Source organism: Alteromonas sp. CH_MED4-4, from assembly GCF_037029575.1.
GTDB classification, from domain to species: Bacteria; Pseudomonadota; Gammaproteobacteria; order Enterobacterales; family Alteromonadaceae; genus Alteromonas; species Alteromonas macleodii.
This window is the reverse complement of sequence record NZ_JAYMEU010000082.1, coordinates 1-724: the sequence shown is the minus strand read 5'-3', so window position 1 is coordinate 724 and position 724 is coordinate 1. Positions and strand designations below refer to the sequence as shown.

The 724-nt window shown below is 43.4% G+C and carries 1 protein-coding gene; it reads right to left on the bottom strand.

Annotated elements, in window-relative coordinates:
- Positions 1 to 107: 107 nt before the first annotated feature.
- Complete coding sequence (locus WA381_RS20985; protein WP_156085911.1) at positions 108 to 710, bottom strand: class I SAM-dependent DNA methyltransferase; 603 nt, start codon at positions 708 to 710, stop codon at positions 108 to 110.
- Between the last annotated feature and the right edge of the window lie 14 nt (positions 711 to 724).

Below are 724 nucleotides of genomic sequence, written 5' to 3'. Positions count from 1 at the left end.
ATAACGCTAAGCTTTGGGGCGCTAGCACGTGGGCTAAAATCCGAGCGAAGCGAGTCAGCCCACGTGTTAGCGTCCCAGCGACCGAAGGGAGTGCCAACAGCGTTTTGTTAGGCACGTTTTTGTGCGACCACGTATAAATGTTTGTTTGGAAAGTCATCATTTTCCAAGTGTCGACACACGCAGTTGTGACTTTCCAATAACTTTAAAAGTGCTGGAATGCCAAGAGCTGCATGATATAAGTCTTGACCTAAAAATGGATTGCTACCATCACCTTTTTCATCGACCGCCCCACTTGTAAAAATTATTACGCCATCCACTTCCAGATGCTCAAGGAGTTTACCAATTACACTTTCTTGGTTTTCTAGGGGCACATGCCAAATACTATCCCACGCCGATATGAACGCATATTTGTTACTTGGAACCCAGTTGCAAATATCTGCATGATGGAATATGACTTTAGGATGCCTTATTTTAGCAAGCCTTAGCATCTCGGCTGAAAGGTCCAGCCCCTCAACATCATATCCATACTTTAATAATAAATCGATTATACGTCCGCTGCTACCGCAACCTATATCAATAGCTTTTCCCGTCTTCGAGGCAAAGTTAAGCGCTCTCTTATGCTGAGAAATACCATTTTCTCTATTGAAGCGATCGCTATTCCAATGCTCTGCAATCTTATCGTAATTGGATGCTTGCTGTATGGGATTCATATAAAGTGCCTAAC